Source organism: Methanosarcina sp. 1.H.A.2.2, assembly GCF_000979975.1.
GTDB lineage: Archaea > Halobacteriota > Methanosarcinia > Methanosarcinales > Methanosarcinaceae > Methanosarcina.
The window spans coordinates 19571-44450 of record NZ_JJQL01000063.1; the positions used below are offsets into that span (position 1 = coordinate 19571).

A 24880-nucleotide genomic window follows, 5' to 3' on the forward strand; every position below is an offset into this window, starting at 1 on the left:
TCAGTGCAGTCCGCACTTGCATTTCTCTTCGTAGTTTTCCACAGCTTTTGCCTCTTCGCCGCGGTACATTGCAAGCCTGTTCATGAGCTGGACAAAATCGACCTTCCGGGCATCAAATTCAGGTCCGTCAACACACGTAAACTTCGTTTCTCCGTCGACCGTAACCCGGCATCCTCCGCACATTCCTGTTCCGTCTACCATTATGGCATTAAGGCTGACAAGGATTTCCACATCATAGGGGAAAGCAACCCCTGCTCCCACTTTCATCATGATTGGCGGACCTATAATTACAACCCTTGCAACCTTTTCGCCGCTGTCCAGGATCCTTTTCATGATATCGGTCACAAACCCGTGGTGCCCTTTTGACCCGTCATCGGTTGCTATGTACAGTTCGGAACTGGCTTTCTCCAGTTCGTCTTCAAGGATCAGGAGGTCCTTGTTTCGGGCTCCGATAATTGAAATTACCTTGTTGCCTGCATTTGTATAAGCCTTTGCCTGGGGGTAGATAGGGGCAACTCCTACTCCTCCTCCTACAAGAATTACAGTGCCAAGTTTTCTTACGTCGGCAGGGGTTCCGAGGGGGCCGACAAAATCCTCAAGGGAATCGCCTGCAGAAAGCTTTGCAAGCTGTTTTGTTGTCTTGCCCATTTCCTGATAAATTACAGTAACTGTGCCTGTTTTGCTCTCAAAATCCGCAATTGTAAGAGGAACTCTTTCCCCCCTTTCATCAATCCTGAGGATTATGAACTGTCCGGCTTTTGCAGCTTTTGCCACGTCAGGGGCATCAATAACCATTCTGTGCACCGACGGGGCGATTTCTTCCTTTTCCAGTATTCTATATGCCATGAGATCACATTTTCCTGAGTAAAAGCATATTTTCTGAACAAATGAATCGATAAATTTAACTATAACGGAGCTTCACAAAGGTTTTTCAGCTATGTGGCTTCCCGCTTGGACGTTCTCCTTATAATGATTAATGGGATATATATTCGACTCTGTTCCAAAATCTAGTGATTTTTATATTTCTTGATTGAAATTCTGAATTCGCAAGAAGAATCAGGTCTTTAATCAAAATCAATATTCGAGATCTAAAGACTTCGATCCAAAATTCTTCTCACGAGAATTGTAACCAATCATAAAATCCAGTGATTTTCAATTTTACATTCATCACTGGATTTTGGTACTGAGTCATATATTCTCCCAAATAATTTTAATAATTCTACCTGTTTTGCACTATCTTTTTAGTTAAATTATAAATGCCTGCCTTTTTGACATATTTTTTGAAAAAGAACGACCACTTTTCCAGGTTCTTTTATCCTTTTCACAAAAATTTAATAAATCTGGCGGGTGTAATTAAATTAAGGGAAAATTCCCAAACTCGGCTGATCCGTGGGTTGGATTGGCAGAAAGGAGGGGTAATCAAAAAGGTACTGCAAACTATGGCCATAGCTGAAGCTGCAGATTCTAACATCCTGAAGAAAGGAAAAGTCTATTCTGATGGGGTACTGGCAGAATGGGATATTTTTCTTTTTTGAAGGCAAAATAAAAAGACAGCATGAAGTTACGAAATTGCTGAAAAGAATCTTTCCATAAATAAATGAATAAATAAATGAATAAATAAATTATAAAAGGAGTTGGGTATATGCCGGAAGAACGAAGAGAAGGGGAAAAGGGAGAAAAACTGGAGAAGAAAGAAGGAGAAGAGGTCGCAGACGTCGATCCTATTCATCCAACCGAAGCGCGGGGCGGCAAGAAAAGGTCGCTTCTTGATACCTGCAAATAACCTTAATACCTTTTCATTTTTTGAGGTGAAATAAGTTAATAGAGGATGTTATGGATATTAAGGAATATTAGTGGATATTAGCGGATATTAGCGGATATTAGCGGATATTAGTGGATATTAGTGAATATTAGGGGATATACTGGTCCCATTCAGCATCAGTGTGTCCTACTGGTCTCATCCTGCACCTGTTTTTCATGTATCTTTAAATCCTACTACCCATCTTTTCATTAAATATATATGGTCATATGCGCATATACTCATATAATCATGCTTGATAGCAAAGTAAAGTTCTTTAAAGCTCTCGGAGATGAGACACGGCTTACTATTCTTTCTTACTTGCTGGAGCACAGTTACTGCGCCTGTGATTTTTCTTCCCTTACAAATAAGGATCAGACAACGGTTTCAAAGCACCTGAAGGTTCTTGTCGAAGCTGGAATTTTAAAGTACGAAAGAAAGGGACGAAACATCATCTACAGCATTAAAAACGAGGAGATCGGGCGTTTGCTTGAATCTCTTGGAATAAGGGATATAAAGCCCTGTTGTAATGGGCAGCAGGTTTCCAGATTTTGTTCTACGGATAATACTGAAAACCTAATCACCAATATCATTGACGGGAAAACTAATTATCTAGCTGAAAACAAAATTACGGATAAACCAACTGAAAATAAATCTCAAGATAAAAAACCAACTGAAAATAAATCTCAAAATAAATCTCAAGATAAAAAACCAATCGAAAATAAATCTCAAGATAAAAAAGGAATATCTGAAAAATAAGGAATGGGGTAAAAGAATGGATGCCACTGAAAAAAAAGAAGTTATCAAAAAGAAGTATCAGGAAATTGTAACTTTAGGGGGCTCTTGCTGTTCTGGCGGTGGGTGCTGCGGTGATTCGAGCTCAGCAGACCTTTCTAAATCTTTTGGCTATTCGGAAGCTGATGTTCAGGCTGTTCCGGATGCAAACCTGGGTCTTGGCTGTGGCAACCCTACAGCTTTTGCGGAACTGAAACCCGGCGATATTGTCCTTGATCTGGGTTCAGGTGCGGGATTTGATTGTTTCCTTGCTGCACAGAGAGTCGGAAGCTCAGGAAAGGTTATTGGAGTCGATATGACTCCTGAAATGATTGAAAAAGCACAGGCTAATGCCCAAAAATATGGATATTTAAATGTTGAGTTCCGCCATGGGGATATTGAAGCTCTTCCGGTTGATGATAGTTCGGTGGATGTTATTATCAGCAATTGCGTGATTAACCTGGCACCGGATAAAGAAAAGGTTTTCAGGGAGGCCTTCCGGGTGCTGAAGCCAGAAGGCAGGATGTATGTTTCGGATATGGTCCTCCTGGCTGAGCTTCCCGAAGATCTTAAAAATGACACAGAACTGCTTGCAGGCTGTGTCGCTGGTGCTGTATTAAAAGAGGAGTATCTGAATCTTTTAATAAATGCAGGGTTTTCGGTTAAAATCCTGGCTGAAGATTCGGATATAAGTAAAAGGCAGTACGGAGGTCTGCCAGTTGAAAGCCTGAAATTAAAAGCCTGGGTATGAGAAGAATTTATATAACGAAGCGTAAAACCCCTATATGTTTAGCAGAGGGAATATCAGCGTCAACTCCCTCCGTTTTCGTTATCTGCAACCATTAATATCTTCTCCGACCAATTATATATTAATTTCTTACTGCGAGAATAAGGCTAAAGGAATTGCACCAGTTAATACGGCATTTAGAGGGTCTGAGTTAGTGCCTGAGAAATCGGGAAACCGAAACGTAGCTCAAGCAAACCGCTGACACCCACGGAACATGGGGATGAGCCTGTATGATTTCTGGCAATTAACCGGAAGAATGACTCAGGAAGCCCGTTAAATCTTTAGATTTAGCGGGTAGTTCACATTACTATTCAATTATTATTTTTTATGATCTGCATACTCCAGGCTTGATTTTCTGAAGGTATCTCCCCTTTTGAATACGGGGAACAGGGTGATAGGGGCGATCTCTTTGAGGTGATATTACTGAAAACCATAAGATCCGTAAAAATCTGTTTTGCAATAGGTTTTGCACTTTTGTTGCTCAGCTCAGGCTCTGTGGCTGCCAGAAGGATCACTGTGGGGAGTGATGACAATAAGGACTTTGCCTCAATTCAGGAGGCTGTGAATGCAGCAGAGGCTGGTGATACGGTTTATGTGTATAATGGGCTTTACATGGAGAATATATATCTTGACAAAGAAATTTCCGTTCGTTCAATCTCCGGAAGGCCTGATACAAACATTGTAACGGCAAAAAACCCTGATGATCATGTATTTCATGTAATTGCAAATAACGTAACTATAAGTGGTTTTTCCATAAATGGCGCTAATGAGACTCAAAAAGCTGGCATTTATCTGGAGAATACGCAGGGAATTCTGATAAGCAACAATAATCTTTCCAGTAATCGCCTGGGAATCTATCTCGAATCTTCTACAACTAATATGTTGAATCTAAATGATGTTTCTGAGAATGAGGTGGGCATTTTTCTCAATGCTTCACAGGACAACTGGATTATCAATAACAAGGTAAATATGAACAGTCTGGAAGGAATTTTTCTTGAAGCTTCTGATGAAAACCGCTTAAAGGGAAATCTTTTGCATTTTAACACAGAGTATGGTCTTATGCTCTCAAACAGCAGTAAAAACCTCATTTACGATAACTATTTTCAGAACTCCGAAAATGTTGGCTATAAAGGGGTCAACTTAGAAAATGCCTGGAATATGACTCTTAAGAGGGAGATTAATATTGTAGGGGGTTCATATCTCGGCGGAAATTACTGGACTGGCCCTGAAAGTACGGCCCTGTGCGTTATTGAAGATATGGATGACAATGGCTTCTGCGATGCTTCCTATGACCTGGGGGAAGGAAATATCGATTATATGCCTCTTATCCGGCACCCTCAGGCCTTTCAAAGCAGTGGTCATTCCCTTACGTTTTCTCTTTTGGGATTTGCTTTATTTGTATTCTCTCTCGGAATATTTATCATAAAAAGGGTCATGGGTTGGGGCAGGGACGAGCTTACAAGAGATGATGACGTAAAATGAGCTCGAGGAAGCCCATCATTTGACTTTTCATCAATTGATTTGAGTTTTATCATATCTATATTTTTTATAATTAATGGACGATCTGTTCACCTTTTTCCTGTTTGATAGTCTGATATACTTATTTTGTTTCAGTGATCTCAAAGCCAAAGGTTATATATTGACTTCTTATCATATACTGCTAAAAAATAATCTAACTTCAAAAATAATCCTATTCTAAAAATCCGATTTCAAAAGGAATTTATTCCAAAAGTAATTTATTCTAAAAGTAATCTATTCTATTAAAAATTATATTCAGAAAATAATTATGTCCTAAAAATAACCTTATTCCACAGTATATCTATAATTCCTTTCTGTCAAGACAATGTTGACAGTTTTTATACTCTTATTGAATATTTTTCAAATAAATTCCCCAGGGAGATGACAGGCATAAAGTCAATAATTCTTGCAGGCGGCTCAGGGACCCGGCTCTGGCCTCTCAGCCGGGAAATGTATCCCAAACAATTTTTAAAATTTGGTGACACCTCACTTTTTCAGGAGACAGTTCTTCGATGTCTTGAGGTTTCGGATATTTCTGAGATTTTTGTTGTAACGAACGAAGCCCAGAAATTTTTCGTGATTGGACAGATGAAAGAAATAGGATACTCAATTCCTCCCGAGAATGTCCTGATCGAGCCTGAGGGCAGGAATACCCTTCCAGCAATCTTCTTTGGAATGAAGGAGATTGAATTAAAATTCGGGAATTCAATCGTAGGGGTATTTTCCTCCGACCATGTGCTTGACAGAGCTGCAATGGCAACGATTTCTTCAGCTGAAAAGCTGGCTTCGGATTATCTGGTCACTTTCGGGGTTATTCCTACATTCCCTCATACGGGATACGGCTACATTAAAGCCTCAGAGTCCTGCGAGCCTGGTTACAGGGTTTCGGAATTCAGAGAAAAACCTGATTTAGAAACTGCACAAAAATACATTGAGGAAGGCTGCCTCTGGAATAGCGGGATGTTCCTCTTTGAGACGCGGCTCTTCTTTGAAGAAGTAAAAAAGCACTCGCCTTCGGTTTTTGCCTGCTTTGAGAAAGGGGGCAATATTAATGATATTTATGCGGGTGTGGATAAGGTTTCCATTGATTATGGCATAATGGAAAAGTCAGATAGAGTCGCTGTTGTAAAGCTGGGCCAGAAATGGAGCGACCTTGGAAACTTTGAGGCAATTTATGATGAACTGGAAAAGGATTCAGTAGGAAACGTGATCCATGAATGCGATCCCATGCTTCTTAACTCCGATGGGAATCTGGTTTATTCGAAATGCGGTAAAATCGTTTCCCTTATCGATATTAAAGACATGGTTATTGTTGACACGAGCGATGCCCTGTTAATATGTCCCAAATCCAGCAGTCAGAAAGTAAAGGAAATAGTCTCCGACCTCAAGGTCAGGAAAGACGAAAGAGCATTTGTCGGGCAAACAGTCTACCGGCCCTGGGGTTCATACACACTGCTCGACGCCTCCCCCGGTCATAAGATCAAGAATATTACTGTGCTCTCTGACCATAAGTTAAGCCTGCAACTGCACTACCATAGGAGTGAACACTGGGTGGTTGTAAAAGGCATGGCCTGCGTGGAAGTGGATGGAAAGCAGTTTTTCCTTAGACCCGGGGAAAGCACATTCATCAGAGCAGGACAAAAGCACAGGCTGTCGAATCCCGGAAAAATCCCTCTTGAGATTATCGAGGTACAGTTAGGAGAGCTTGTGAACGAAGGGGACATTGTCAGGTTTGATGATGTTTATGGGAGGAAGTGAGAGAAAGGCTATTGGTTCAACGTTTAAGATGTCAGGGTCGGGGGGACGGTCCCTCAAAGGTGAAGGCATCACAAGATCCGGGAATCATGTGATTCGTCCTTCCAATAAACTTTTAACAAGGATATAATTTTTTGAGATATTTTTGTTCTTTTTGGAAGTTTTACTCCGAGGATGGCGGATGTGTTCAGGATTTTTTATTTTTTCGGGGTTACTGTAATTCCATCTGCTTCCCTATCTTTATAACTTCACTGCGGATATTGGGGTCAAGTTTTAAGAGCAGGAGAACGTACAAAATAGCACCCATTATTATATTGGGATTAGTGTGAGCCATACGCTTGATATGGGTACTAAAATGCGGTAACAACCCACCCCCAGTCCTGTTATCAGAGTGGATCACAGGAAAAGGGTAATAGTGATAGAGCTTTAATCAAAAAAAGATGAATGTGTATAGAGACAATTTTTAAGAAATCAGGCACACTGCTAGCAGATCTTATAATGGTGGCTAAACTTTGAATCAAAAAGAGAAGGATCAAAAAGAGAATAATCTTTTGTTATTATTTACTTCCTCCTATCCATATGGAGATGTGGCGGAATCTTTTTTAGATTCTGAAATCCTCTTTCTGAGTAGATCATTCGATAAAGTCATATTGATTCCACAGTCCCTTCCAAGTTTACTTGAAAGAGTAAATAGGAAGCTTCCAGAGAACATTGAAATTGAGGATTCATTATTAAATGAACAATTGCCTCTGAAGGGCGTGCGAAATAAAATTTCACTGGCATTAAATGCTTTTATTTCAACCGACTTTTACAGAGAAATTCTTAGCAAGCCAGAAATTCTTTTCCAGATCTCTTTGTTCAAAAGTTCTGTTATTTTTTTCGGCAACACTGTAATTATAAAAAGGTGGCTTCAAAAGTACATTGAAACCCATAACTTCGACTTTTCAACTACAGTCTTTTATACTTATTGGCTGTCTCTGCCAACTTCCGGAGTTTCGATGGTAAAAAAGAAGATTCCATCTCTCAAAATCGTCTCAAGAGCTCATGGTCTTGATCTTTATAGTGAAAGACACGTCCCACCTTACATTCCTCATCGCCCAGAGGTATTTCAGTATTTGAACAGGCTTTATTTAATCTCGGACCACGGGAGAAAATATGTTTTAGATAAATATCCAATGTTTGAAGATATCTGTAAAGTCTACAGGTTAGGGGTGAATGACCTGGGTTTCCTAACAGAGGCATCCTCTGATGGCATTTTTAGAATTGTATCTTGCTCCTACCTTGTTCCTGTAAAGAGGATAGACCTGTTGATTCAGGCTCTTGCAGAGCTTGGAAAAATCAAAAGTTCCCGAACATTTGAATGGACACATATAGGATATGGAATTCTTCAAAAGGATTTACAAAATCTTGCAGATTCTCTTTTGCCCAAAAACGTAATTCCTAAATTTATAGGCCACTTGCCTAATAAAGAAGTAATCGCATATTATCAAAATAATTGTGTGGATGTTTTTGTCAATGTAAGTGCTTCCGAAGGGATTCCCGTTTCAATAATGGAAGCCCAAAGTTGTGGAATTCCAGTTATTGCTACGGCAGTTGGGGGTACACCTGAAATAGTATCCAATGAGGTTGGGGTATTGTTAAGTGAAAACCCGTTCCCGAGAGAGATTGCTGAAGCGATATGCAGCATGATGGAAAATGAAGCTGAAGCCATGGTTAAAAGGATAAATAGTAGAGATAACTGGGAAAATAAATATAATTCCAATAAAAATTTTGAAATTTTTGTCCAGGATTTAAAAAAGCTATGATCTAAGTTTCAAAATTCTAAACGTATACAGATCGTGTCTCATGTTTTAAAAATAAGTGACAATTCGGTCAGGACAAAACCGCATCAATAACCTTCTTTTTAAAATTCCGTGAAAATATTTATGTGAACTCATTTTCTGGTCGTCCCCTGCTACATGGTTGATATTTTGGTATTAGAGCTCCCAGCACTGGTCATAGAGTTTGTTTTTATCTACTGTACGCCGGTGGGCTCAAGCCTTGCGCGGCGAGTGAATGAAATAATGTGAGATTTTTTTATAATGTTTGCTTGCAAAATAAAACTATTTTTTGTTTGTCTTCCGAATGGATATAATATTTGAAAAATATTACTGCTTGCAGTATCATCGAAATAAGCCCCAAAAGAAGATTAGAGGAACTCATCAGATATATTATACTCAATAAGCTTGAGATTCCAAAGATTCCAAAGTACCATTGGGTATCAAAGCTTATTCCCAGTAGCATTTTCATATAGTGAATCATCAGTCCCATGCTAATGATCAGAGAAAAACTTGTGGCAAAAGCAGCGCCTGCAATGCCATAAACTGGAATTAAGAGAGCGTTTAAGATAATATTTATGATTGCTGAGACAAGGGGGATTCTGTACACTAACTGAACCTTACCGATACCTGCAAAAATGGAGCCTATGGATTTTGTCGTCCCGTAAAATAAGATTCCAATCAGTAATATAATCAGGGGGAAATACGCTTTTCCAAATTCGTTTCCATAGATTAAGGTCAAAATTTCCTTCCCAAAAAATACAAGGAATGTACTGGAGAATATCAAAAAAAGATAGCTGTATTTCATGCACTTGTCTACAAGCATTTCAATTTCTTTCTTTTTTCCTTTTGCGTAGTATTCCGAAATCATCGGATAGGTAATTTTCTGGATAGTATCGGGAAGCATCCAGAGGATCTTTCCCAGGATTACAGCCACACTATAAACCCCAACATCTGTTGCTGATAGGAAATAACCTATCATGAGCACGTCAGCCTGATAATTTACAATGTTGATCGCATTTGAAATAAATGTTTTGGATCCAAATGAAAACAGCTCTCGGCTTGTAGCTAGATAGTTAGCTGGACTAAGTTTACCCCATTTATGTACATATAACAGTGTTATTGTTGTAATGAAGGAAGAAATTACTATGGCAGCAACTGTGCCTTTCACTTCATATCTAAAAAAGAGTAGGAATGTACCAAGTAGCAGAAAAACTCCGTTTGCAATAGTTACTGCAGCTTGCTTTTTCATCTCCCTAAAGCCTGTAAGGAGTCCGAACATTACACTGTTCAGGATCGCAAAAGGTAACGAAAAGGCCAGGATTTTTAGTAAATCATCCAATCCTGGCATATTGAAAAAGTCTGCTAAAAAGCCAGCACTCAAATACATTAAGCTAAGAGCCAGAATACCTAGAACCAAACTATTTATAATACTCGAAGAGATGAATTCCTCTTGTTTTCGGCGGTTTCCAGAAAATTCAGCTACGTATTTGATTGCAGCTGCAGGCAGTCCAACCGTACCAAATAAGATTAATATCCCGAAAATGGTGTTTACCATTCTATAAAGTCCAAGATCTCCAGCCCCCAGATACCTGCCAATAAGGATTGATAGTGGAAATCCTAAAAGCATAGATACGGCAGAAGCAAAAAATGTCACTCCTATATCAGAGATGAATTTTTTAAGTTCGGACACTTAACCACACCATTCTTTTTAATAGTCGAAGGATTTCTGTTTACTTGCAGGTTCAATATATATAACTGATTTGGAGCGTTGAAGGTTGATCCCCTTTATATCAATGGCGGGATACAGCCGTCAACTGTATTCATTTTTGTAATTCTTATATACCACAACTTTTTTGATATATGTGTATTATTGTTTTAAGCTAGAACCTGAATTATTAAGGAATCATATGGATAATAAAGGCGATATAAATCTCAAAAATTTAAATGTTATTTTCCATATCCCCTGGAAATTAATTACTTCAGCCCCTTCTGGAAGTCAAATTCGTCCCTTGAGGATGTTAGAAGCATTTAAGTCATTAGGTTGCAAAGTTGACGTGATTATGGGGTCCGGAGCTGAGCGACTCAGACAGATAAATCTGATTAAACAAAATGTTAAAAAAGGTAAAAAATATGATTTTGTTTATTCGGAAAGTTCCAGCTATCCCACATCGCTAGCTTATGGTGTAAAAGACGCTGTGAAATATCCATTTCTGGATTTCAGATTTTTTGTTTTTTGTAAAAAGAACAATATCCCAATAGGTCTGTTTTACAGGGATATCTATTGGAGATTTCCAGAACTTTTAGATAGACCCTTTGCAAAAAAACTGGTTCTTAATATAATGTATCGATTCGATTTAGTTGTTTATCAAAAATACCTTGATGTATTGTATTTACCTTCTGAAAAAATGGCTAAATACCTGGCTTTTGACTTTCCTGTAATTAAGTCTCTGCCCCCAGGTGCCTTTATGTATCCTTCGAGCAGACATGTTACTAATAATAAAAACAATTTTATTTTTAATGTTCTGTACGTTGGGGGGATAGGCAACCTTTACGATCTTCGTAAGTTAGTAAAGGTTATTGGAGAAATTCCCATAATATCTTTAACTATTTGTTGCAGGGAAAATGAATGGCAGAATAGTCTTAACGATTATGAAAATCTATTAAAACCCAACATTAACATCGTACATCTAAGTGGGGATGATTTGTTTTCCCTCTACGAAAAGGCTGATGTAGCAAGCATGTTTTTTGAAAATGTGGAGTATCGGGATTTTGCAATGCCAATAAAACTTTTTGAATATATTTCTCATTGTAAACCTCTAATTGTAACAAAGGGAACTGCAGCAGGAGATTTTGTAGAAATAAATGGAATTGGATGGGCAATTCCCTATGACGAAAAAAGTCTTCTCATATTGCTGAACAAACTTCTAAATGATCGCAATGAGTTAGAAGAAAAAAGGAACAAAATCATTGAAATCTTGCCTTTACATACCTGGGAATCAAGAGCTTTGCAGGTTTGTCAAGATTTAACCTATTAACTGTTATCATCAAATTCTCTTCAAATTCTCTTCAAATTCTCTTCAAATTCTCTTCAAATTCTCTTCAAATTCTCTTTAAATTCTCTTTAAATTCTCTTTAATATGTCCTGCATTCAGCAGAGGGCACAAAAGAGCCATTTATTTTAAGATTGTTCTTTTATATAATGTGAGAAATTTCTGACATAGCACCTTGTTATTATGAACTTTCTCTACGTATTTTCTTCCGCTTCTTCCAAGATTTTCCCTTAAATTTTCATCACGTATTAATTCTTCCAATCTTTGCTTTAGATTGTCTTTTGTAACATTTACTATTCCACTGGGCTCTTCCAGATAAGGTTCTAATCCAGGCTTAATCCATGTACAGCATGGAATTCCCATCTGTTGGGCTTCATTGGTGAGAACACCATACCATCCGACCTGTCTTTTATCATAAAAACCAACAGAATCAACAACTATATCACAGGTCTGAAGCAATTGCATTACTTCCTTATGGGGTTTATTTTCAATCAATAAGCAGTCAACATTTGGATATTCCTTTTTGAGCTGGGCCATGGCTTCCAGAAAATATTCTGTACCTTTGTAGAATCTGTTTGTTGGAGCATGCCCGATTATGATTTTATCATCATTTCGATTGACTTTACTTAACCCGTGCCAGGGGATACAGTTTGGAATCCATATAGCATCCGGTGAATAGTCAAGTAAATCCGGGGTCGAAACTATTTCAACATCTGCGAATTTTGATCCAAAAATTCTGCCATTATTTCTTAATTTACTGCCGTGCCAGTGGACAACAACTTTGCCGAAACGTTTAAAAAAAAGCGGTATGTCTATATCCTGGGGAAATATTCCTGCATCGTGAAGATGAAATATATCAAATTTCTCTTTCAATGTGATTTCTACAAGGTTTTTCGATATGATCTGGAAACGGCGAGGAATATCTTTTTTTGAATATTTTAACGGGAGATTTAGAGAGATATCGGTATTTTCGCTGGTATAATTTTCAGTTATCTCAAATAAACGTACCTCATGGCCCATTTTTTTTTGTTGAAGAGACAGATTATATGCTACATTTGCAATATTCCTTATGTGCAGTATCTTCATGTTTTCCCAGAGTTCATTTTTTGAGAGATTTTACCACTTGCGTTCCCGTCCCCAAATACTTCATTTCTTCTCTTAGTGCCCTCAAAATTTTCAATAGCATGTTTGATTTTCTCGTAATCTGCTCCTGTAAGTATATTCCAGCCTTCTTCAACTGTTTCTACCCATTCCGTATTATCTCTTAAGGTTATGCAGGGCACTCCCAGCATATAGGCTTCTTTCTGTACCCCTCCGGAATCGGTGAGTATTTTTCTGGCATTTGATTCGAGTTTTAACATGTCAAGATAGCCAACAGGGGGGATTACTTTTGTGTTCTTAAGGATTTTTTCCCACAAATTGTATTCTTTCAGGTATTTTCTGGTCCTTGGATGCATTGGAAACACTATTGTCGTTTCTACATCAGAAAAGGCTTCGACAATTGATGAGAGGTTTTTTATATTGTCCGTATTGGAGGCACGGTGTACGGTTGCTAAAAGGAACTCTTTTGGATTGAGATTAAGATCCTGTAAAATCGTTGATTTTTCTTCTGCAATTTTCTGGTTATACTTAAGGGCATCCACCATTACATCCCCAACATTGTATACACCTTCAGTAATGCCTTCATTTTTCAGGTTCATCACTGCAGTATCAGTCGGGCAGAATAGTATATTCGAGATGTGATCGGTTATGACTCTGTTAATCTCTTCAGGCATGGCCCGATCAAAAGACCTCAGTCCAGCTTCCACATGTGCCACCCTGATGTGCAGCTTGGTAGCAGCAAGTGCGCCTGCAAGTGTAGAATTTGTATCTCCATAGACAAGCATGATGTCTGGTTTCTCTTTCAAAAGTACTTTTTCTATTTCTAGAATCATCTTGCCGGTTTGTTCCCCCTGGGTACCCGAGCCTATACCAAGGTTGTAGTCCGGCTTTGGGATATCGAGTTCTTCAAAAAAGACCTCGGACATTTCAGGGTCATAATGCTGGCCTGTGTGGACAAGTATTTCTTCATGGTGCTTTCGGATGGTACGGGACACAGGAGCACATTTTATAAATTGAGGGCGGGCACCGACTACTGATACAATCTTCATAAAACCTCAACAGGAAACCCATTAAATCTTTAGATTTAGTGGGTAGTTGACTTTAATTACCATTGCCAGCGAAGTATATAATCTCTAATTTTTATTTAAATTTCCAATCTTCACGATAAATTAAGGAAGGACGCCTATGACTTTAGTCATAGGAGGAATTCCGTCAACTTCCAAATGCTCTGTGGCATATTCGTATCCATCTGCTCTACTCAAAATATTGCAATATTTATGATTGATTCCCTGCACTATTCTAACACCTTCTTTATTTTTAATATCAAAATAACCTGTTTTTCTACAAGCTACAGCACCAAAATGAATTCCTTTGTATTTTCCTTTCGGCACAACTGCTTTAACAATATCTCCTGTCTGGAATCCAAAGAAACTCTTTTGTCTACTCAGATACCCTCTCGGAAATCCGTACTTATCAAGATTGGTTCTGCAATGTGATCCTCTACCTTTTGCTTTTATGTGTAGAACCTGGTTTGTTTTGAATATTATTTTATTTGGTGTTGAAGCACCAACACAAATTGCATCAAAATGATGATCTTTGGGTAGATTCAACCGTATTCTATTCATCTTCGTCCTTGCACCTGTGCCACACTCGATATTGAGTGCAGGTTTGGAAAGAACATTATATACTTTCCATCTTGTAGCTGTGACAAGTGCAGCGTCTTTTAGTGTTTTCCTTGCTTGTTTTTGAATCTCAGGATACCCAAATTCTTCTGCTGTCTTAGTCCCTTTTGCTTCATTGCAGGTTCTGCAAGCTAATGTCAAATTGGAAACTCTGCTCGTTCCATGTCTCGCTTTTGGTATGATATGCTCTATTTCAAGCGGAACATTTTCTGCTCCGCAATATGCACATTTTCTATTCCATTTTTCAAGGAGATACTCTCGGACTTCATACCCCTGAAGTTCTCCTTGCTGATATTCAATACCTGAAATTTCAGGATTTTGCATTAGCTGAGTGTCAAACTTAACATTTTCATATGAAATATGAGTCAAAGGACACAGTTTTTGCAGTCTATTAACCCAATTTTGGATGTTGTCTACCCTGCTTTGCAGGGATGGGGGAAGCCAATGTTCTTTTCGTTTTCTGTTGTTGAATCTGGGTTTTCTATACCTGGTTGTTCTATTTCGTCGAGTTCTCCGCATTGCTCTGCGGTTATCCATATTGCTTTTAATACTGGTTTTGTGATGGATGTGAGCAAGCCCAATTACTTTAGAACCATTTAAGATAGCTAAACCTGTATGTCGGCTTCCATAGTCTATTTTTAATCGGAATTCAACTTTATTTATAGAGGTTTTCAACTCTTTTAGTCGAATTGTGAATGGATATTTTTTATGAATAACTGCTTTTCCTGTTTTCAGCAATTTTCTGGCAACTGCTGAATGACAGGGGCTTAACGGTTGTTTGTTTTTGTTTAATACAAAGATCATAATTGAATTTCTCCTATCTCAGAAGTAAGATGAATCCTGCTTCCGGTAACGCACTTTCGTGTCTCCTCTCGCTAATGTTGGAAATGCTTGTTAAGCATAATACACCGTTCCTACCCGACAGAACTTTTAATATTATACAACAGAGCTACAAGCTGAGGAAGCACCTGTAGGTGTTATGACAAATCCAACGTAGTAAATTAATACTTAAGCTGGTCAACCGAAGCACTATTACATGCCTGCCAATTTATTGGTGGGTAGTTGACTGGATTTTTTCATAAACTTCTTTTATTTTCCTGGTGTTTGACTCCCAGAAACGATAATCTTCAGAGTTCAATTTCTCTGGTTTTTTGTCAAGATACTCTCGGACAGCATTTTCGAGTTCAGAACTTTTTACAATCAGCAGGTTTTTTCTGTCCTCTTCCTTCGTGATCCCCGAAGCTATTACCAGTTTCCCAAGGTTCAGGTATTCGTTTAGTTTCCAGATGCTTTTATCCGTCGAATAAGGGGTCAAATTATTTTCTTTTCTGGGTATCATACATATTCTGGCTTTTTTGACTATCCCTGCTACCTTCTCATGAGGTTGCCATCCCAGAAATTCTACATTAGGGGATTTTTTTGCCAAATGCCACTTTGAAAAGGGGCCGTCTCCCACGATCCTGAATTTTTCATCAGGATACTTTTTTGCCAGATTCAGGAAATTTCCTATCCCTTCCTGCTCGCAAACCCTCCCCAGAAATGTTATGGCTCCATCTTCTGCCAGATCCTCTCCCGTCAAAAAACTATTTTTGGGGTAATTCGGGACCTCATATACCTCTTGTTTTTCGTTTTCGGTATATGTTTTTACTTTTTCTCCCAGAGGCCCGTTTACCGTGGTTATAAGGTCCGCACTTGTCGCCATTTTTTTTTCAAAATATTCAGCCATCATCCTGCTGGGAGCCCCTAAATTCATTTCAAGTTCAATACCCCAGGGAGACCTGTAGTCATAGATCATCTTTTTGTAGTAAGTTCCTTTTAATTTAGACAAATCGTGATATATTATATCCGGCACATTAAAAATGTGAATTACATCTGGTTTTTCTTTTTTTATGAATTGTTTGGCAAGGCCTGAGATCTGTATCCAGTTTCTGGTATTAAATTTGGGGATGAACGTGTCATACCCCAGTTCTTCAAGGGTACTCTGGAACATCTTGAGCCTTATGGTATGTTCGGGCTGGTTAGCAAGCAATAAAATTCTCATATGGATTTCCTCAAGACCTCTTCATATTTTCTGGCAAGGACTTCCCAGTCAAAAGTCTTTGCAATTTCTCTATATCTATCCTCATTAGTCGGAGTCTCCAGAATCCTTTTTACCTCACGGATGAATCCATCTTTATCATCGTAGTAATATAAGTCATCTCCGAGCATTCTGACAAGGGAAATTGTCCTGCTGGATAACACGGGTCTTCCGCAAGCCAGGTAGTTAAACACCTTTCCTCCAGCTGCATATTCGTTTTTATCCATTTTTTTCAGTGTATTGAGCCCTATGTCCATAGCTGAAATATAAGGGCCTAAATCCTCGTAGGGCACTGCTCCTGTAAATGTGATTTTTTCCGAAACTCCCAGCTTGTTTGCCAGCTCTTTGATCTTATCACCGTAATCTGTAAACAGCCCCGGACCCACAACCAGAAGGCTTACTTCCAGATCAGGGAGTGATTCTACAACCATTTCAAGATCTACCCAGTGCTCAAGTGACCCTACATATCCTATGACAGCACCTTTTAAGCCCAATTCCTTTTTTGCCTCCTCTTTTGGGAGAGGTCTTAAAAGGTTACAATTTACTCCATTAGGAATTACTTCTATATTTTTGACCCTTATACCTTCCAGAAAATTTTTGAGTTCCCGGGTTACGGTTATAACGGAAGTTGCATGTCTTAAATTATACCTTGTAATTTGCCTTACCCCATTCTTAACAATTTTTCCAAAAAATGAGTCTGGGTAATATATTGAAGCAGATTCCTCTAAGTGGTCCAGATAGTCAAAAACAACAGGCACATTTAAAAAATTAATTATAAATGATGGAAGGATGTTTGCAGAGAGAACAACATCTATGCCTTCTTTTTTTATTACTTTTCTCATTTCCAATAAATGCTCTGGCCAGTTTAATAAGTAATATAAAGAAGGATCTCCCACATCTATAAATTTTGTATCTACAAGTTTGCAAGCTGTTTTTCTTGGTCTGTTATTTCTGAAATTCTCCAGGTTGAAATGCAGTACATACACTTCATGTTTTTCTGCAAGAATATCAAATATGAAGTTAAGCCGATTCGGAAAAGGGTGCCTGATCCAATCAGTAGTAGGTATCACAAGAATTTTCATGGGATTTCCTTTCAATTTTCCACATTTATCAATATAAGAATTAAATTTGGAACAGTACCTATATTATTCTTTCTTATTTATATTAGTCATTTATAATATTTGCACAGAGATCTCATGCTGCAGTGACCCGCCTGATGTTAAAGCATTAAAGACTTCCGGCTCCATTTCCCTGATTACTTTTTTCCAGTCCGGTTCAACCTCACATCCCGCTGGCGTATTAATGGTTCCTTACTGCCTGGTTGCCACATAAAGAAATGAAAGGTAATTGTTCAAGTATTATATAAACATATTAAATGAATATAAATAAGCTTGAAATGTTATGGGGAGACATGCCATTTATCCCAATTCCAAAGTTTTTGGGTTTTAGGAAAAGTAAGGGCTAATCACCACCATTTCAATGGTAGATACAGCCCGATCCGAAGAAAAAACTACTTCATTCCTTGAAACAATCCACCACCGGAAGACGCCGTTGCCCGTCATGGAATTCTCCCGCTGTCGAAATAGTTACAGGCAAGTTATATGAGATGACCATCATTCCCAGGGTGAATAAGGGTTATGTCAAGATTTTCAAATAAATAAGGGGTGCAAAATAACCGGAACCGCCTCGCCGAATGAAATGGTCAAAATAAGCATAATTCGTTGAGATCTATTTAAAAATATTGATTTTATAAAGCTTCAACTTACTAAGTATATTCCAGGCAAACGGCCCCAACTGAATTAATTTTTTGGCATGATTTGAATTATCGTGGTCAAGAACCCTTATTTTTCAGGATATTAAAAATTCCAGTAAAACAACTCAGTTAACGCTCTTCTGGGAGTTCAGGCAAAACTTATTTAATAACTTCCCACATATATTGACCTGCTACAAAAATATTTTCTGACATGTATATAAACCATTTATTCAAGAAGTCTTTATACACTTCTATTGAATACGTTTCTAAATATATACACGCAGGAGATGACAGGCATCAATTCAATAATTCTTGCAGGTGGTTCGAAGACAGAGATCTGGCCTTTCAGCTGGGAGATGTGTCCCATGAAGATTATAGAGGTGCAGTTCGGAGAGCTTATGGAAGAAGGGATATGGAAGAAGGGATATGGAAGGTTTGACGGATATGGGAGAAGATGAATGTCCCGACAGATATCCAGACAGTAGTTTAGCAAAATATTTATAAAGCTTTGGTCCCCCTACTAATTGTTACTAAGTAAACCAGGGTAATAATATGGAAAAAGTCGCCTTAATCACCGGGATTACAGGTCAGGACGGTGCATACCTGGCTGAGTTTCTTTTGAATAAAGGATATATTGTGCATGGAATTAAGCGGAGATCCTCTTCTTTCAACACTGCAAGAATAGATCATCTTTACAAAGACCCTCATGAGAGAAATGTGAATTTTTTCATGCACTACGGCGACCTGACCGATTCCACAAACCTTATCCGTATTATTCAGGAAGTCAAGCCTGACGAGATCTATAACCTTGCCGCCCAGAGCCATGTCCAGGTTTCTTTTGAGACCCCGGAATATACAGCAAATTCTGACGGCCTTGGAACTCTCAGGCTCCTTGAAGCAATCCGCATCCTTGGCCTTGAAAATAAAACAAAATTCTACCAGGCTTCAACCAGCGAACTTTACGGAAAAGTCCAGGAAATCCCCCAGAAAGAAACAACTCCATTTTACCCGAGAAGCCCCTATGCGGCAGCTAAGCTGTACGCCTACTGGATCACAATCAACTACCGGGAAGCCTACGGAATTTTCGCATGTAATGGTATCCTCTTCAACCACGAATCCCCGGTCCGCGGCGAAACCTTCGTCACAAGAAAAATCACAATGGCTGCTGCAAAGATAAAATACGGCATGCAGGAAAGGCTCTACCTTGGAAACCTTGATGCAAAAAGGGACTGGGGCTTTGCAAAAGACTATGTAGAAGCCATGTGGCTCATGCTCCAGCAGGAAACCCCCGACGATTACGTTATAGCAACAGGCGAAACCCATTCGGTGAGGGAATTTACGGAACTTACATTCAAAGAGCTGGGAATAGAGGTTATCTGGCAGGGAGAAGGGATCGAAGAAGTAGGAATCGATGCCAGTACAGGCAAAATCATAGTTGAAATAGACCCTGGATATTACAGGCCAACTGAAGTAGAACTCCTCATCGGCGACCCCTCAAAAGCCAGAGAAAAACTTGGCTGGCAATCAAAAGTCAAAATGGAAGAGCTGGTAAAAATAATGATAAGATCCGATGAGGAAGAAGTCCTGAAAAACTACCCCTCTGAAAAATTAGCAGCCTGCCCGGAACTTGAAGAAAACCTGGCTGAAAACCCTTTAAATTTAAAGAGTTTATAAAAGTTGCTGGAACAGACAGCAAATCCCTCTCCTAAAAATCCTCCTTTAACCCCCAAAGGCGATAACATGGAAAAAGAATCAAAAATTTACATAGCCGGACATCACGGCCTTGTAGGTTCAGCCCTGAAAAGAAAGCTTGAATCAAAAGGTTACACAAACCTAATCTTCCACACCCACAGAGAACTCGACCTTATCAACTAGCAGGCGGTAAACGAATTCTTCGAGAAAGAAAGACCTGAATACATTTTCTTAGCCGCTGCAAAAGTTGGTGGAATCCTTGCAAACAGCACATATCCAGCTGAATTCATCTACGAAAACCTGATGATAGAATCGAATATTATCCATGCAGCCTACAGGTACGGCGTAAAAAAGCTCCTTTTCCTCGGTTCTTCCTGCATCTATCCAAAACTCGCTCCTCAGCCCCTTAAAGAAGAATATCTATTGACAGGTCCTCTCGAAGAAACCAACGAAGCATATGCAATTGCAAAGATCGCAGGAATCAGGCTCTGCAAACACTACAATCAGCAGTATGGGACCAACTTCATCTCGGTAATGCCGACCAACCTCTACGGACCTAATGATAATTTTGATCTTGAAACCTCGCATGTGATGCCTGCTCTGATCAGGAAATTCCATGAAGCAAAGGTGAGTAACAAACCTGAAGTTGTTGTGTGGGGTACGGGAAAGCCACTCAGAGAGTTCATGCATGTGGACGATATGGCGGATGCATGTGTGTATTTGATGGAGAATTATGATTTTACGGATATAGGGGAGTTTGTGAATATCGGAATTGGAGAGGATATCTCAATAGGCGAATTATCTGAATTGATCAAAGAAATTGTTGGGTTTGAAGGGGAAATTAAAAAGGACACTTCAAAACCTGATGGAACTCCTCAGAAACTGCTTAATGTTACAAAATTAAATTCACTTGGATGGAAAGCTAAAATCTCATTGAAAGATGGGATTGAACGAACTTATGAATGGTATCTGGATCAAATCAAATAAACAGCTTGATAAATATATTGGATGAGTAATGGGATCAAATGAAGCCACAGAAAAAAAACAGGTAAATGTGTTTTTCCATGACTGAACATGCAACTGACTACGAACTGATAATCCGCCCAAAATACGGGCTTCTTGATATAAACTGGCAGGAATTAAAGGAATACAGAGAGCTTCTTTTCTTCCTGGCCCTGAGGGAGATCAAGATCAGATATAAACAAACGGTCATGGGAGCATCATGGGCTTTGCTGCAACCGTTCTTTACGATGATAGTTTTTACCCTGATCTTCGGCAGGCTTGCAAAAATTCCCTCTGAGGGAATTCCCTACCCGATATTTTCATACTCAGGTCTTCTTATCTGGACTTATTTTTCGAATGCCCTCTCTCAATCCAGTAACAGCCTTGTTAGCAATGCCAACCTTCTCTCAAAAGTCTATATGCCAAGGATATTCATCCCAACAGCTCCCGGACTTGCAGGCATTGTTGACTACGGAATTGCTTTGAGCATCCTTGCGGTAATGATGATCTACTACAGGTTTGTTCCAAATATTACAATAGTCCTGCTTCCGGTTATAGTGCTGATGACATTCCTGCTTGCTTCAGGAATAGGTTACTGGCTCTCATCCATCTGTGTGAAATACAGGGATGTGATTTTTGTCCTCCCGTTCTTCATCCAGTTGATTATGTTTTTATCCCCGGTAATCTATCCTGCTAATATTGTGGGAGAAAACCTGCAGTGGCTGCTCTACCTGAACCCCCTTACAGGAATAATAAACGCACATCGTGCATGCATACTCGGATACACTTCAGTGGACTTTGTCGGCCTCGCAATCTCGGCAATTCTGACGATAATTATCTTTGTAAGTGGAATACTCTACCTCAAGCATACAGAAAAATATTTTGCGGATCTGGTCTGAATGGCGGCGTCAAAAAAGGAAAAACCGATAATCGAGGTAAAACACCTCTCAAAACAGTACAATCTCGGCGTGGATAAGACATACAAGACGCTCTGTGAAAGCCTTACCTCTGCTGTGAAGAACCCGTTAAAAACACTGAAGGATTGTCGCAGGCCGAATGATACCTTTTGGGCGCTCAAGAACGTTAACTTAGAAGTTGAGCGTGGGGAGGTTGTTGGAATTATTGGCAGAAATGGTGCGGGCAAAAGCACGCTCTTGAAAGTCCTTTCACGTATCACCCATCCTACTGAAGGGGAGGTCCGGATGCGTGGCCGGGTGGGAAGTCTCCTTGAGGTTGGGACTGGTTTCCATCCTGAACTTACCGGTCGGGAGAATATCTACTTCAACGGTGCCATCCTCGGTATGAAGAAGCGAGAGATTGACGACAAGTTCAACGAGATCGTGAAGTTCTCAGGTGTCGAAAAGTTTTTGGACACTCCGGTGAAGAGGTATTCAAGTGGCATGAATGTGAGGCTTGCATTCTCGGTAGCTGCGAATCTGGATCCAGAGATTCTTGTGGTGGATGAAGTGCTTGCTGTAGGTGACGCGACATTTCAGAAGAAATGCCTTGGGAAGATGGGGGAGGTTGCTGAAGATGGAAAAACGGTGCTGTTTGTTAGTCATAATATGTCTATGATTTCCTCACTATGTGATAAGGGAATTCTGCTTGAAGAGGGGAGTCTAAAAAAGAAAGGAACAATGGGGGAAGTGATTGATGCTTATCTAAATTCTGGTCAGGAAGCAACAGGACAGGTTATATTCTCTAAGAACCATCCTGGGGATAGCGAGGCAATTTTACTTGCTGCACGTGTTTTGAACAAAGATGGGATTCCTACCACTGAAGCATGTATTAATGAGGATATATTCATTGAGATGGACTATAAACTGTCTAAAAATGATATGCGTGTTTATCCTAATTTTCATATTTATGATCAGTATGGACAACTTGTATTTGTTACTTCTGACTCAAAGCTTGATCATAGGTGTGAATTAAAAAGTAAAGCTGGAGACTATGTGTCCAGATGCAAAATACCTGCTAATACCTTGAATAATAATACATATTATATTACGTTCGCTTTGACAACTATTTATCCACTTCATATTCATTTTTGTGAAAAAGATCTGCTTTTCTTTACAATTAACGATCCTATTGAAGGAATTTTTTCAAGGTCTGAAGGTTATTCCGGGCCAATGCCGGGGGCAGTTCGTCCATTATTGGAATGGGAATTATATGGACCTAAAGATAGCAGATTAGGTGATAAAACATGAAAACCTTAATCCTTGCTGGCGGATTTGGCACAAGACTTGCAGAAGAGACGCATACCATCCCAAAACCTATGGTTGAGGTAGGTGGGAAGCCTGTCTTATGGCATATAATGAAGTTGTATTCTTTTTATGGGTTCAATGATTTTGTAATTCTGCTTGGTTATAAAGGTTATATTATAAAAGAATACTTTGCAAATTATTTTCTTCACCAGAGTGATGTGACAATTGATCTATTAAATAATAAAATGGAAGTGCATCATAATCATAGTGAACCATGGACTGTTACACTGATCGATACAGGATTGGACACAATGACTGGTGGTCGTATATTGAGGGCAAAAGATTACGTTGGTGATGAGACTTTCATGCTGACCTATGGAGATGGTGTTGCTGATATTAATATTGAAAAACTGGTTTCGTTCCATCGTTCTCATGGTCATCTGGCAACTGTAACTTCAGTGCAGCCTGAAGGACGTTATGGTTCGATTTCGGCAAATGATAGCGGAAGAATAGAACACTTCGTTGAAAAACCTGCAGGTGACGGAGCCTGGATCAATGCCGGTTTTTTTGTCTGCGAACCTAGTGTTTTTGATTACTTGCGTGATGGAGATGCAACCGTTTTTGAAAGGAAACCACTTGAAGATCTCAGCCATGATGGGGAGTTGTTTGCCTACAAACACACAGGATTCTGGAAATGCATGGATACACTACGCGATATGCAACAACTAAACCATATGTGGAATGAAGGTCAAAGCAAATGGAAATTGTGGGATTGATGATCTATGGAGTTAATGTCAACCTACAAAGGTAAAAATGTCTTCATCACAGGTCATACTGGTTTCAAAGGCTCATGGCTTTCTCTATGGCTTGCTAAAATGGGAGCCAATGTATTTGGTTATTCACTCTTCCCGGACACCACTCCCAATAATTATACTGTATCTTCAGTGACTGATTTCTTTTCCGAGGAAACGATTGCTGATATTCGTGATAAAAAATCGCTGAAAAAAGCTATTAAAGAAGCAAATCCGGACTTTGTATTTCATCTTGCTGCTCAACCTTTGGTACGGAAAAGTTATAGTTGTCCTGTTGAAACATTTGAAACGAATGTTATTGGCAGCTTAAACGTTCTGGAAGGTTTACGTGAACTTGGGCAGCCCTGCTCAGTAGTTATGATAACCAGTGACAAATGTTATGAAAATAAAGGGCATATATGGGGCTATCGCGAAAATGATCCTCTTGGGGGTTATGATCCTTATAGTGCAAGCAAGGCAGCTGCAGAAATCGCTGTAGCATCATACAGACAATCTTTTTTTCCAAAAGATATCTTGGATAAACACGGAGTGCAAATTGCTACGGTGAGAGCCGGAAACGTCATTGGAGGAGGAGATTGGGCAGATGACAGAATCATACCCGATGCTGTAAGGGCTTTGTCAAGTGGTAAAACAATTCCAGTTAGAAATCCTAATGCGGTTCGCCCTTGGCAGCACGTCCTGGAGCCATTGTTCGGTTACTTAATGCTTGGAGCAAAAATGTCAGATGGGAAAAATCCTGAGCTTTGCTCTGCATGGAACTTTGGTCCTCGTTGTGATGAAGAATGTCCGGTTTCTGACCTGATGGATTTATTTTGCAAAGAATGGGGATATGGCAACTGGAATCAGGTTTCCCTCACAAATGCGCCCCATGAAGCTTCCATTTTGCGTCTTTCTATTGATAAAGCAGTCAACAAGTTGCATTGGGCACCAAGATGGGATCTACATGAAACCATAAAAAGAACGGCTGCCTGGTATCAAAAATACTACAATGGGGATGAAGGGTCCATGCGGGATGCATGTTTTGCAGATATTGATGCATATCAGGGGAGATAATA

The 24880-nt window shown here is 39.4% G+C and carries 22 protein-coding genes and 1 pseudogene; 16 read left to right on the top strand and 7 right to left on the bottom strand.

Annotated elements, in window-relative coordinates:
- Complete coding sequence (locus tag EO93_RS09645; protein ID WP_048162264.1) at nt 1-846, bottom strand: sulfide/dihydroorotate dehydrogenase-like FAD/NAD-binding protein; 846 nt, start codon at nt 844-846, stop codon at nt 1-3.
- 548 nt (nt 847-1394) lie between these two features.
- Here EO93_RS09645 and EO93_RS17425 point away from each other — a divergent pair.
- The 7 genes from EO93_RS17425 to EO93_RS09670 all read left to right on the top strand — a co-directional run bounded on the left by EO93_RS17425 (nt 1395) and on the right by EO93_RS09670 (nt 8437).
- Nucleotides 1395-1535 carry a hypothetical protein gene (locus EO93_RS17425; RefSeq protein ID WP_156161283.1) on the top strand — a complete coding sequence of 47 codons (141 nt, stop codon included), beginning with the start codon at nt 1395-1397 and terminating at the stop codon, nt 1533-1535.
- Nucleotides 1536-1642: 107 nt separating this feature from the next.
- Nucleotides 1643-1783, top strand: a complete 141-nt coding sequence (locus tag EO93_RS17430) for a hypothetical protein (protein ID WP_156161007.1) — start codon at nt 1643-1645, stop codon at nt 1781-1783.
- 267 nt (nt 1784-2050) lie between these two features.
- Nucleotides 2051-2557: a helix-turn-helix transcriptional regulator gene (locus EO93_RS18165; RefSeq protein WP_082107618.1), complete on the top strand. Its 507-nt coding sequence runs from the start codon at nt 2051-2053 to the stop codon at nt 2555-2557.
- A gap of 16 nt (nt 2558-2573) precedes the next feature.
- A complete protein-coding gene (locus tag EO93_RS09655; RefSeq protein WP_048162266.1) occupies nt 2574-3323 on the top strand; it encodes an arsenite methyltransferase in 750 nt (249 codons plus the stop codon).
- A gap of 450 nt (nt 3324-3773) precedes the next feature.
- Nucleotides 3774-4841 (top strand): NosD domain-containing protein, encoded by a 1068-nt coding sequence (locus EO93_RS09660; protein ID WP_162198694.1) that lies wholly within the window; start codon nt 3774-3776, stop codon nt 4839-4841.
- Between the two features lie 417 nt (nt 4842-5258).
- Entirely contained in the window at nt 5259-6635 is a 1377-nt protein-coding gene (locus tag EO93_RS09665; protein WP_048134624.1) for a mannose-1-phosphate guanylyltransferase/mannose-6-phosphate isomerase, read from the top strand.
- 509 nt (nt 6636-7144) lie between these two features.
- Entirely contained in the window at nt 7145-8437 is a 1293-nt protein-coding gene (locus EO93_RS09670) for a glycosyltransferase (RefSeq protein WP_048162269.1), read from the top strand.
- A gap of 271 nt (nt 8438-8708) precedes the next feature.
- Here the strand turns inward: EO93_RS09670 and EO93_RS09675 are convergent, their stop codons facing one another.
- Nucleotides 8709-10142: a flippase gene (locus tag EO93_RS09675; protein ID WP_048162271.1), complete on the bottom strand. Its 1434-nt coding sequence runs from the start codon at nt 10140-10142 to the stop codon at nt 8709-8711.
- A gap of 217 nt (nt 10143-10359) precedes the next feature.
- Here EO93_RS09675 and EO93_RS09680 point away from each other — a divergent pair, with 217 nt between their 5' ends.
- On the top strand, nt 10360-11487 hold the full coding sequence (locus tag EO93_RS09680; protein ID WP_048162274.1) for a hypothetical protein: 1128 nt from the start codon (nt 10360-10362) through the stop codon (nt 11485-11487).
- A 138-nt stretch (nt 11488-11625) separates the two neighbouring features.
- Here the strand turns inward: EO93_RS09680 and EO93_RS09685 are convergent, their stop codons facing one another.
- The 5 genes from EO93_RS09685 to EO93_RS09705 form a co-directional block, all read right to left on the bottom strand.
- Complete coding sequence (locus EO93_RS09685; RefSeq protein ID WP_048162276.1) at nt 11626-12588, bottom strand: glycosyltransferase family 4 protein; 963 nt, start codon at nt 12586-12588, stop codon at nt 11626-11628.
- The gene (wecB, locus tag EO93_RS09690; protein ID WP_048162278.1) at nt 12585-13652 is read right to left on the bottom strand and encodes a non-hydrolyzing UDP-N-acetylglucosamine 2-epimerase; all 1068 of its coding nucleotides are present in this window, start codon (nt 13650-13652) and stop codon (nt 12585-12587) included. Before wecB ends, EO93_RS09685 begins: the two co-directional genes overlap by 4 nt.
- A gap of 120 nt (nt 13653-13772) precedes the next feature.
- Complete coding sequence (iscB, locus tag EO93_RS09695; protein WP_082107620.1) at nt 13773-15089, bottom strand: RNA-guided endonuclease IscB; 1317 nt, start codon at nt 15087-15089, stop codon at nt 13773-13775.
- A gap of 244 nt (nt 15090-15333) precedes the next feature.
- Complete coding sequence (locus EO93_RS09700) at nt 15334-16326, bottom strand: glycosyltransferase (RefSeq protein ID WP_048162281.1); 993 nt, start codon at nt 16324-16326, stop codon at nt 15334-15336.
- Entirely contained in the window at nt 16323-17444 is a 1122-nt protein-coding gene (locus EO93_RS09705; protein WP_048162283.1) for a glycosyltransferase, read from the bottom strand. Before EO93_RS09705 ends, EO93_RS09700 begins: the two co-directional genes overlap by 4 nt.
- Before the next feature lie 958 nt (nt 17445-18402).
- Here EO93_RS09705 and EO93_RS17440 point away from each other — a divergent pair.
- The 8 genes and pseudogenes from EO93_RS17440 to rfbG all read left to right on the top strand — a co-directional run bounded on the left by EO93_RS17440 (nt 18403) and on the right by rfbG (nt 24878).
- Nucleotides 18403-18573 (top strand): hypothetical protein, encoded by a 171-nt coding sequence (locus tag EO93_RS17440; RefSeq protein WP_200898104.1) that lies wholly within the window; start codon nt 18403-18405, stop codon nt 18571-18573.
- Between the two features lie 94 nt (nt 18574-18667).
- A complete protein-coding gene (gene gmd / locus EO93_RS09710) occupies nt 18668-19789 on the top strand; it encodes a GDP-mannose 4,6-dehydratase (protein WP_048162285.1) in 1122 nt (373 codons plus the stop codon).
- A gap of 3 nt (nt 19790-19792) precedes the next feature.
- Nucleotides 19793-19990 carry a hypothetical protein gene (locus EO93_RS18570; protein ID WP_342764200.1) on the top strand — a complete coding sequence of 66 codons (198 nt, stop codon included), beginning with the start codon at nt 19793-19795 and terminating at the stop codon, nt 19988-19990.
- 15 nt (nt 19991-20005) lie between these two features.
- A pseudogene (locus EO93_RS09715) lies at nt 20006-20794 on the top strand (GDP-L-fucose synthase family protein); the annotation flags it as partial.
- Nucleotides 20795-20871: 77 nt separating this feature from the next.
- Complete coding sequence (locus tag EO93_RS09720; protein ID WP_235284191.1) at nt 20872-21708, top strand: ABC transporter permease; 837 nt, start codon at nt 20872-20874, stop codon at nt 21706-21708.
- Entirely contained in the window at nt 21709-23016 is a 1308-nt protein-coding gene (locus tag EO93_RS09725; protein WP_048162290.1) for an ABC transporter ATP-binding protein, read from the top strand.
- Entirely contained in the window at nt 23013-23789 is a 777-nt protein-coding gene (gene rfbF / locus EO93_RS09730; RefSeq protein WP_048162291.1) for a glucose-1-phosphate cytidylyltransferase, read from the top strand. The genes EO93_RS09725 and rfbF overlap by 4 nt, the downstream gene beginning before the upstream one ends.
- Nucleotides 23790-23804: 15 nt before the next feature.
- Complete coding sequence (gene rfbG / locus EO93_RS09735; RefSeq protein WP_200898105.1) at nt 23805-24878, top strand: CDP-glucose 4,6-dehydratase; 1074 nt, start codon at nt 23805-23807, stop codon at nt 24876-24878.
- Nucleotides 24879-24880 lie beyond the last annotated feature (2 nt).